This window comes from Mycobacterium sp. shizuoka-1 (genome assembly GCF_002723835.1).
Lineage (GTDB): Bacteria > Actinomycetota > Actinomycetes > Mycobacteriales > Mycobacteriaceae > Mycobacterium.
Window position 1 is genome coordinate 46,402 of record NZ_BEWG01000009.1, and the last position, 8,641, is coordinate 55,042.

The 8,641-nt window shown below is 67.2% G+C and carries 11 protein-coding genes and 1 pseudogene; 4 read left to right on the plus strand and 8 right to left on the minus strand.

Annotated features, from left to right (window positions below):
• A pseudogene (locus MSZK_RS32245) lies at positions 1–398 on the minus strand (hypothetical protein); the annotation flags it as partial.
• A 127-nt stretch (positions 399–525) separates the two neighbouring features.
• On the minus strand, positions 526–2,196 hold the full coding sequence (locus MSZK_RS02470; protein WP_099244464.1) for an FAD-binding dehydrogenase: 1,671 nt from the start codon (positions 2,194–2,196) through the stop codon (positions 526–528).
• Between the two features lie 91 nt (positions 2,197–2,287).
• Between MSZK_RS02470 and MSZK_RS02475 the strand changes: the two genes are divergently transcribed.
• On the plus strand, positions 2,288–2,653 hold the full coding sequence (locus MSZK_RS02475; RefSeq protein WP_099244466.1) for a hypothetical protein: 366 nt from the start codon (positions 2,288–2,290) through the stop codon (positions 2,651–2,653).
• Positions 2,654–2,701: 48 nt separating this feature from the next.
• On the plus strand, positions 2,702–3,721 hold the full coding sequence (locus MSZK_RS02480; protein WP_099244468.1) for an iron-containing redox enzyme family protein: 1,020 nt from the start codon (positions 2,702–2,704) through the stop codon (positions 3,719–3,721).
• Here the strand turns inward: MSZK_RS02480 and MSZK_RS02485 are convergent.
• Positions 3,701–3,922, minus strand: a complete 222-nt coding sequence (locus MSZK_RS02485) for a CDGSH iron-sulfur domain-containing protein (RefSeq protein ID WP_199203160.1) — start codon at positions 3,920–3,922, stop codon at positions 3,701–3,703. The two genes, MSZK_RS02480 and MSZK_RS02485, sit on opposite strands and share 21 nt — an antisense overlap.
• Positions 3,919–4,614 (minus strand): HemK2/MTQ2 family protein methyltransferase, encoded by a 696-nt coding sequence (locus MSZK_RS02490; RefSeq protein ID WP_371411276.1) that lies wholly within the window; start codon positions 4,612–4,614, stop codon positions 3,919–3,921. Before MSZK_RS02490 ends, MSZK_RS02485 begins: the two co-directional genes overlap by 4 nt.
• A gap of 125 nt (positions 4,615–4,739) precedes the next feature.
• Between MSZK_RS02490 and MSZK_RS02495 the strand changes: the two genes are divergently transcribed.
• Positions 4,740–5,438: a phosphodiesterase gene (locus MSZK_RS02495; RefSeq protein WP_099244473.1), complete on the plus strand. Its 699-nt coding sequence runs from the start codon at positions 4,740–4,742 to the stop codon at positions 5,436–5,438.
• Here the strand turns inward: MSZK_RS02495 and MSZK_RS32250 are convergent.
• Entirely contained in the window at positions 5,435–5,605 is a 171-nt protein-coding gene (locus tag MSZK_RS32250; RefSeq protein ID WP_158230534.1) for a hypothetical protein, read from the minus strand. The two genes, MSZK_RS02495 and MSZK_RS32250, sit on opposite strands and share 4 nt — an antisense overlap.
• An 87-nt stretch (positions 5,606–5,692) precedes the next feature.
• Between MSZK_RS32250 and MSZK_RS02500 the strand changes: the two genes are divergently transcribed.
• Complete coding sequence (locus MSZK_RS02500; protein WP_099244475.1) at positions 5,693–6,277, plus strand: hemerythrin domain-containing protein; 585 nt, start codon at positions 5,693–5,695, stop codon at positions 6,275–6,277.
• A gap of 63 nt (positions 6,278–6,340) precedes the next feature.
• On the opposite strand, the gene MSZK_RS02505 is transcribed toward MSZK_RS02500, so the two are convergent.
• The 3 genes from MSZK_RS02505 to MSZK_RS02515 form a co-directional block, all read right to left on the minus strand.
• Positions 6,341–7,234 carry a manganese catalase family protein gene (locus tag MSZK_RS02505; RefSeq protein WP_099244477.1) on the minus strand — a complete coding sequence of 298 codons (894 nt, stop codon included), beginning with the start codon at positions 7,232–7,234 and terminating at the stop codon, positions 6,341–6,343.
• Between the two features lie 83 nt (positions 7,235–7,317).
• Positions 7,318–8,304, minus strand: a complete 987-nt coding sequence (locus MSZK_RS02510; RefSeq protein ID WP_099244479.1) for an LLM class F420-dependent oxidoreductase — start codon at positions 8,302–8,304, stop codon at positions 7,318–7,320.
• Positions 8,305–8,379: 75 nt separating this feature from the next.
• Positions 8,380–8,641: GatB/YqeY domain-containing protein (locus MSZK_RS02515; protein WP_158230535.1), on the minus strand; the 262-nt coding region annotated here is incomplete at its 5' end.

The window sequence follows — 8,641 nt, forward strand, 5'->3', positions numbered from 1 at the left end:
GCCGGGGCCGCCGGCAGAGCGGCAGCCGCCGGAACCCCCGCGGCCGTCAGCCCCGCGAACGGATTGAAGCCGTTCTGGAACGCCGCGAAAACCAACGCCGATGCCGCGCTACCGGCCACCGCGGTCGTGCCGCCGACGGCACCGTTGGCGATGGGCACCGCCACGGCCGTCGCGATATTGGCCTGCGTCTGCTCGGTGGCCGAGTCCCGCGCCTGGTCGACCGAGCGGCCGATGGTGTTGTTGTAGGTGTTGGTCAAGCTGTCGAGGAACGCCCCGAACTCGTCCGGGTTGGCCGGATCACTGGGAGCGGCCGACGCCGCGCCGGACGCCGCAAACAACGCACCCAGCGACAAGGATGCCGCTGCCACCGCTCGAAGCGATGTGTGTCGAAGGCTCATTTCGGCCCCCTTCCTGATGGAGCCATACTATCGGGCGTCGGCGCGAATCGACATCCCTCCCTGTTTGCGCCTACGTCAATCGCCGCCAGCAACGGCAAAGGGTCAGTTCAGGCCCCGCGCCGCGCCCTCACACCGCGGCCGCGGCCGCCCTGCCCGCGGCCCGCCCGGAGAACAGGCAACCCCCGAGGAACGTGCCCTCCAGTGCGTTGTATCCGTGCACGCCGCCCCCGCCGAAGCCGGCGACCTCGCCGGCGGCATACAGACCCTCGATCGGGTTGCCGTCGAGCCCGAGCGCTCGCGACGACAGATCGGTCTGGATCCCGCCCAGCGTCTTGCGGGTCAGGATGTGCAGCTTGACCCCGATCAACGGGCCGGCCGCCGGGTCGAGGATCCGATGCGGCGCCGCGGTCCGGCCGATGCGATCACCGATGTAGCGCCGCGAATTGCGAATTCCTTGCACCTGAGCATCTTTGGCGTACGGGTTGGCCATCTGCAGATCGCGGGCCTCGATCTGTGCCCGTAGCGCGGCGGGGTCCAGCAGCGGCTTGTCGGTCAGCGCGTTCATCTTCGCCACCAGCTCGTCGAGGGTGTCGGCGACCACGAAGTCCGCGCCGTGCTGTTTGAATGCCTCGACCGGTGCGGGCGCGCCCTTGCTCAACAGCCGTTCCTTGAGGAAACCCCGGCGGTCCTTGCTGGTGATGTCGGGGTTCTGTTCGGAGCCCGACAGGGCGAACTCCCGCTCGATGATCTTCTGGGTCAGGACGAACCAGCTGTGGTCGTAGTCGGCGATCTCGGGGGTGGTGCGCAGGTATCGCAAGGTGCCCAGGGTGTCGTAGCCGGGCAGGTAGGGCTGCGGTAGTCGCCGACCGAGGGCGTCGAACCACATCGACGACGGCCCCGGCAGGATCCGGATCGCATGGGCCGGCCAGATCGGGTCCCAGTTCTGCACACCCTCCGTGTAGTGCCACATCCGGTCCCGGTTCACCAGGCGCACCCCGGAGCCGGCAGCGATGTCGAGCATCCTGCCGTCGACGTAGGCCGGGACACCGGTGATCATCGACCGCGGCGCGGTTCCCATGCGAGCCGGCCAATAGCGCCGCACGATGTCGTGGTTCCCGCCGATACCGCCGGTGGTGATGATCACCGCCTGCGCACGGAATTCGAAGTCGCCCAAAGATTCCCGGTTTGACGGAGCGCCGCGCGGCGCATCGTCGGGCGCCAGCACGCTCCCCCGCACCCCGGTGGCCACACCGTCGGTGATCACCAGTTCGTCCGCGCGGTGCCGGTGCCGAAGCGTCACCAGCCCGCGGTCGGCCGCGGCCAGCGCCGAGTTGACGAACGGTGCCACCACCCCGGTGCCGGTGCCCCAGGCCACATGGAAGCGCGGCACCGAATTGCCGTGTCCGTTGGCGCGCAGGTCACCGCGTTCGGCCCAACCCACGGTGGGCAGGAACGTGATGCCGTGACTGAGCAGCCAGGACCGCTTCTCTCCCGCGGCGAACTCCACGTAGGCGCGAGCCCACCGCACCGCCCAGCTGTCCTCGTCGTCGAGGCGGTCGAACTGGGCGCTTCCCGACCAGTCGTTCCAGGCCAGCTCATAGCTGTCCTTGACACCGAGGCGCCGCTGTTCGGGACTGTCCACCAGGAACAGCCCGCCGAACGACCAGAATGCCTGTCCGCCGAGGTTCGCCGAGTTCTCCTGGTCGATCAGCAGCACCTTCTTGCCCCGGCTGGTCAGCTCGTGGGTCGCGACGAGACCGGCCAGGCCGGCCCCGACGACGATGACATCTGCGTCCATTGGCGAGAACCCTTCGGTGTCGAGACAGGCTCACCGTACAACTCGACGCGTATCGCTCCCGAGGGGAAAACCGAGGATTACCGTCGCCACCATGACGGGCATTCGTTTCGACAACTGGTACCGGCCGCTGGCCACACCGTTGGGTCTGGGTCCCGACCGAAGCGACGTGACCGTTTCGGACGGGAGGGTGCGAGTCACGATGGGCTGGGGATTCTCGGCCGACATTCCCTTGGCGGCCATCACCGCGGCCACACCGGCCCGCGGCCCGTTTCTGGGCTGGGGCGTCCACGGCTGGCGCGGCCGATGGCTGGTCAACGGTTCGTCGAAGGGCGTCGTCGAGTTGGCCATCGACCCGCCGGTACAGGCCAAGGTCGTCGGCGTCCCGACGACCTTGCGCACTTTGCTGGTCAGTGTCACCGATCCCGAAGCGCTCATCGCCGCTTGCGGCCGCAACTAAAGTGACGCACGGGGTTTAGCTCAACCCCGGTTCGGGAAGAAGCCTTGGGTGACGCTCGCTCCCATTTCTGTGGAACCCCGCCTTCCCGATGCCCGAGGACCGCTGTCCATGGCTGTCCTCGAAATCTTGACCGAGCGTGCGCCGCGGAACTACTTGCAGCGGGTGGAGGCCCCGGTTCGCGAGTCCGATCCGTATGGCATCGACCTGCAGCTCGCGCTGTACGTCTGCTACGAGCTGCACTACCGCGGATTTGCCGGTGTCGATCCGGGTTGGGAATGGAACCCCGGCCTGTTGCACCTGCGGGCTCAGCTCGAAGAATCGTTCCTCGCGGCCGTCCAGCGCGATGTCGGGCCGATCGGCCCGGACGACGACGCGGCGGCCGAGATGGACCGGTTGACGGTCGAGCCGGCCGACGGCACCGGACCGTCCTACTTCTTGCGCAGCACCGGGACCTGGGAGCAGATGCAGGAGTACTTCGTGCACCGCTCGCTCTATCACCTCAAAGAGGGTGACCCGCACGCGTGGGCCATCCCCCGGCTGACCGGACTGGCCAAGGCCGCGTTCGTCGCGGTGGAGTTCGACGAATTCGGCGGTGGCAGAGTCGATCACGTGCACCAGCAGCTGTTCGCCGACCTCATGGTGGCCGCCGGGCTGGATGCGAGCTACCTGGGTTACATCGACGCGGTGCCTGCCGAATCCCTTGCGGTGGTCAACCTGATGTCGCTGTTCGGCCTGCACCGCGAGTATCGCGGCGCAGCCATCGGTCACTTCGCCTCGACAGAGATCACCTCGTCGCCCGGGTCGCGGCGGCTGGTCGATGCCCTGGAGCGCCTCGGCGCCGACGAGGTGTGCGTGCGGTTCTACCGCGAGCATGTGGAGGCCGACGCCGTACACGAGCAAGTCGTACGCGCCGACGTGGTCGGCGACCTGGTCGGCCGGGAACCGGCATTGAACCGTGACGTCATCTTCGGCATCCGCGCACACGAACTCGTGGAAGACCGGCTGGCCGATCACCTGATGCGGTGCTGGACGAGCGGGCGCAGCTCGCTACGCAGGCCGCTGGGCTGAGTCGTCGCCCGACCGCCGGCGACGACGATGGCTGGTGTCGCACAACGGATAGGTCTTGCTCCGGCGGCACATGCAGATGGCGACCATGAACCGGTCGCACTCCACAACTGACCCGTCGGGTGTCTCGACGCGAACCGGTCCCTGCACCATTACCGGTCCGCCCGCGACGATCCTGACCAGGCGGGCCTCGTCGTCGCTCACCGCTTCTCCGCGCGAATCACCACGATCTCCTCTTGCCGCCGTCCGATGGGCAGCATACCGATGCTCTCCATCCAGGCCGCCCGGGCGGTGAGCACCGGCCCGAACGGAATGATCTGACTGAGAACGACTTCGGCACGCAGGCCGACCCGGCGTAGCCGGCGAAGGGACTGCTCGGTGTCGGAGAACTCCGAATGCACGACGAACAGTGAGCCCCCGTCGGCGAGCAGCTGGGATGCCGAGTCGCACAACGGGTTCAGCACCTGACGGCCATCCACTCCGGCGTTCCACGCGGTGGGCGGGCCCACTTCGGCCGGGATGTCCTCGAGGTGCGCATCCGGACTCGTCGGAACGTAGGGCGGATTGGACACCACCACGTCGAACGGCCCCGCAGCGATCGCATCGGCCCAACTACCCACGCGTGGATCGAGCAGGACTCCGGCGTCGGCGGCGTTGTACCGGACACACCCGATCGCCTGCGCAGAGATGTCGAACGCGGCAACCGAGCGGGCGCCGAGCTGTGCGGCGGCAATCGCCACGGCGCCGCTGCCGGTGCACAGATCTACGACCCGGCGTCCGGGTACCGCACCGCTACGCGTGATCGCCTCGATCAGCAGTTGTGAATCATGTTGCGGTGCATACACGCCGGTGGTGACATGAAGCGATTCCCGGACATCTGGGTACAGGATGGTCAACATTGGCCTTTCGACAATCGGTAGCGCTCTTGATGTCACAGGCGCACCGAGTTACATGCCCGTTTACCGCGGCGTTAAACCCGAGGACTGGTTTGCCAGGCCGGCGGACCGGGAAGCTGACCCAGATGAAGACTTCTGATCTCGCGGCCTTGCCCATCGCTGCCGGAGCAGCGCTGCGGCAGCGCCGGCTGTTTCATCCCGTCGGAGTACTGGCCACCGGGTCCATCGAGCGCCTGGCGCCGCCGGGTGAGGGCCTACCGGTGGAGTCCGCTGACGTCGTGGGCCGAATCTCAAAAGCCGCCGGCACCCCCGGGTCGTTACCTGACGCGGCCGGCCTGGCATGGCGAATTCCACCCGGAGCCTTCGCCGCAACCCCCTGGGACGTCCTGCTGGTGTCGGCGGGCTTCGGTTCGAATGCAACCGTTCCCAATCGGGTCGCGCTGCGCGCGGTCACCTCCTGGTCGCAGGCGCCGTACTCCAGCCTGCTGCCCCTGCGATACCACGACGAGCTGTGGTGGATCAGGGCCCATTTGATCACCCCGGTCGACGGTCCAGGGTTGTCCCTGGCCGCGGTACGCCGGCGGATCGCGGACAGCGGTCTGGAGTTCGACATCGAGCAGGCCTGCGGCAGGGCCGCTTTCGAGCCGATGGCGACGCTGCGCCTGACCGGGACCATATCTCCAGACACCGCAGACGACCACGATGTGTCCTTCGACCCGGTGCGCCACAGCGCACCGGGTGTGCAGGTCTGGCCCGACTGGCTGCGAAACGTCCGGGGACTGGCGTACCGCAACAGCCGTAAGGGGCGCGACGCGGAGTCTTAATCCGGTGGCTCGTGGTCGGGCTCGGCCACGTCGGGAGCTACCTCACGGGTGGCCATCCCGCCCTTGCCACCGGCGTCAGCCGGGCCGGGCCGGTCGATTCTGCGCTCCTCGCGGTGGTCGTCGGTGTAGTCGGCGTGGTCTTCCTCGTCCGAGGTCCGTTCGGTCATGGCCGTGGGGTTTCCCTCAGCCGCCCGTTTCAACCCGACGGTGGGGGGTATCACGCCACGACCACGCAATGGACAAGGGGAATACCGATGGATGCGTTGAGTTTTCTGCGTGCCGACCACGAGAGTGTGCTCGGCATGTTCGAGGTTCTCGAAGACGCCCCGAAGGGCACCGGATCGGCACACAGCGGTCTGGACACGATGGTGACCAACCTGGTGATCGCGGAGTCACAACACGAGGCCATCGAGGAACAACTGTTCTGGCCTCTGGTGCGCAAGGTGCTCGACGATGGCGACGCTCTGGCCGATCAGGCGGTCGACCAGGAACAGGCGGGCAAGAAGCTGTTGCAGCGCCTCGAGGACGGCAGCCCGGGCGAGGCCGACTACCACGAGGCGCTGGCCGAGTTCATCAAGGCCGGCCGTGAACACATTGCGTTCGAGCAGGATCAGGTGTGGCCGCTGCTGGGCGCCGCGGTCGAGCAGGCCGAGCTGGATCAGCTCGGCGACAAGCTCGCGACTGCGAAGAAGATCGCGCCAACCCGCCCACACCCCGACACCCCGCCGAACGCGATGATCCAGGGCACCATGGGGGCCGCCGCGGCCGTCGTCGATCATGTCCGCGACGCTGTCTCGGGACGCGCCGCCGACAATCCCCCGGATCCGCAGAGCCACTGAACCGTTCCGAAACGCCACAGCCGGCCCCCGTAGCGGGGCCGGCTGTGTGTTGGGCTGGTCCAATCAGCTTGTGGCAACCCGCTGCTCGTGGGTGAACGGCTTGTCGCTGTCGACGTTCGGCGTTCCGCCCGGGCTGCGCTGCTGGCCCTGGTTCTTCCTGGCGTCCGTGCCGAGCCACTGCTTGCTCGGGTCGGCGACGTACTCCCATTCCATCCCCTCGGGCCACGGCCCCTGGCCCTGGTTCCACGGGCCGCGTACATCGCCGTCCCCGTTGGACATATTGAACGCCACGTTCTGGAAGCGCTCGTCACCGGCGAGGTGCCCGGGCGGAAAATTCACCGGCAATTCGTTGATCGCGGCAGTGAACTGTTGGTAGTGCGCAACTTCTCGGGTCATCAGGAACGTCAGGGTGTCCTGCACCCCCGGGTCGTCGGTGTACTGCTTGAGGTACTCGTAGACGATCTTGGCCCTGGACTCGGCCGCCAGATTGCTGCGCAGGTCCACCGACGGGTCGCCGTTGGCATTGACGTAGGCACCGCTGAACGGAACGCCCTGCGCGTTGCTGACATCGGGCCCGCCACCGGTCAAAGCGAAATACAGCGGATTGACCGCCACCTGATGGATCACCGAGTCGCGGCCGTCGGCGCTGGCGACCGCCGGCATCCAATCGCACCGCTCGTTGGCGATTTTCAGATCGTCGTTGAGTCCGTCGAGCAGCATGGTGATCATCGAGCCGACCATCTCGAGGTGGCTGAGTTCCTCGGTCGCGATGTCCATGAACAGGTCGTACATCTTCGGATTCTTGCCACGCAAGACGAACGCCTGGGTGAAGTACTGCATGGCGGCTTTCAATTCGCCGTTGGCGCCGCCGAATTGCTCCTGGAGCAGACCTGCGAAGCGCGGGTCGGGCGCGTTGACCCGCACCTCGAACTGAAGGTCCTTGTTGTGGATGAACATTCGTCCCCCTTCTCCTTGTTGGGTTCGAGTCGGTTACCCCGGAAGGTCACCGCCAAACTCAGCGCATGGCAAGGGATTACGGTTCAGTTGGCGGCTTCGCGAAGTTTCGCCAGCAGCGGTTCGGCCGCCGTGGCCAAGAACTCGTCCTGACCCTCGTCGCCGATCTGGACGAGCGCGATATCGGTGAAACCGGCCTCCCAGTAGGCGCTCACCGCATCGACGATGGCGTCCAGATCGGGTCCGCACGGGATGCCGTCGGCAACCGCTTCCGGGCTGACGAATTGGGTCGCGCCGGCGAAGCCGGCCGGGGTGGGCAGGTCGGCGTTGACGTCCCACCCGCCGCCGAACCAACGGAATTCGGAATGCGCCCGTTTGATCGCGGCGTCGCGGTCGGGATCCCAGCACACCGGGATCTGGCCGATCACCCGGCCGCCGCCGGCCAGCCCGGTCGCCTGACGGGCGGCGTGCCAGCCGTTCACCAATGTCGCATCCGGTTCGACGGCGATCAGGTGATCGGCCGCGGTGGCGAAGGCGTCCAGTGAACGCTCCCCCGACATGGCGACGCCGATCGTGACCGGCTCACCGGGGAGATCCCAGATCCGGGCGGAATCGACCTGGAAGTACTCACCCTTGTGGTCGACGAGTTCACCACTGAGCAGTTGTCGGATGATCACAATCGCCTCACTGAGCATGTCCTGGCGACGTTGGACGGTGGGCCAGCCCTTACCGACGACGTGCTCGTTGAGGTTCTCGCCCGCGCCCAGGCCGAGAGTGAATCTGCCGTCGGCCAGGATCTGCAGCGTGGCGGCCTGTTGGGCCACCACGGCGGGGTGGTAGCGCATCGTCGGACAGGTCACGTAGGTGTACAGCGCGGCCCGCTCAGTGGCGTGGGCCACCGCGCCCAGCAGGGTCCAGGCGTTGGGCGCGTGCCCCTGGGTGGTCAGCCATGGGCTGAAGTGGTCGCTGCACACCTCGAAGTCGAAGCCCGCGTTCTCCGCCGAAACGGCGTAACGCACAAGGTCTTTGGGGCTGCTTTGCTCGGTCATCAGGGTGTACCCGAAGCGTGTCATGGGCGACGGGTACCCGCGGACGAGCCGGCAAAACGAGTTGCGCGACAGTTCTCAGTCGCGCACTGCCGGCTCGTGTCAGAGTCGCGCTTTGACCGCGGCGGACAGCCGCGACCCGTCGGCCTTGCCCGCGGCGATCGCGGTGGCGGCCTTCATCACCAGACCCATGTTCTTCATCGAGGGGCGCTCGCCGAGTTCCTCGGCCACCTGCGCGATCGCGGTGTCCGCCACGTCGGCGACTTCGGCCTCCGTCAACGGGGTGGGTAGGTATTCGTCGATGATCCGGGCTTCGGCGTGCTCCTCGGCGGCCAGCTCACCGCGACCGTTCTGGGTGTAGATC

Bases quoted from the DNA above. Each gene is read 5' to 3' on its own strand.
- MSZK_RS32250 (WP_158230534.1), bottom strand. From the start codon at position 5,605: ATGACCGAACGGACCTCGGACGAGGAAGACCACGCCGACTACACCGAC.
- MSZK_RS02505 (WP_099244477.1), bottom strand. From the start codon at position 7,234: ATGTTCATCCACAACAAGGACCTTCAGTTCGAGGTGCGGGTCAACGCG.
- MSZK_RS02475 (WP_099244466.1), top strand. From the start codon at position 2,288: ATGACGGGCATTCGTTTCGACAACTGGTACCGGCCGCTGGCCACACCG.
- MSZK_RS02470 (WP_099244464.1), bottom strand. From the start codon at position 2,196: ATGGACGCAGATGTCATCGTCGTCGGGGCCGGCCTGGCCGGTCTCGTC.
- MSZK_RS02500 (WP_099244475.1), top strand. From the start codon at position 5,693: ATGGATGCGTTGAGTTTTCTGCGTGCCGACCACGAGAGTGTGCTCGGC.
- MSZK_RS02495 (WP_099244473.1), top strand. From the start codon at position 4,740: ATGAAGACTTCTGATCTCGCGGCCTTGCCCATCGCTGCCGGAGCAGCG.
- MSZK_RS02510 (WP_099244479.1), bottom strand. From the start codon at position 8,304: ATGACACGCTTCGGGTACACCCTGATGACCGAGCAAAGCAGCCCCAAA.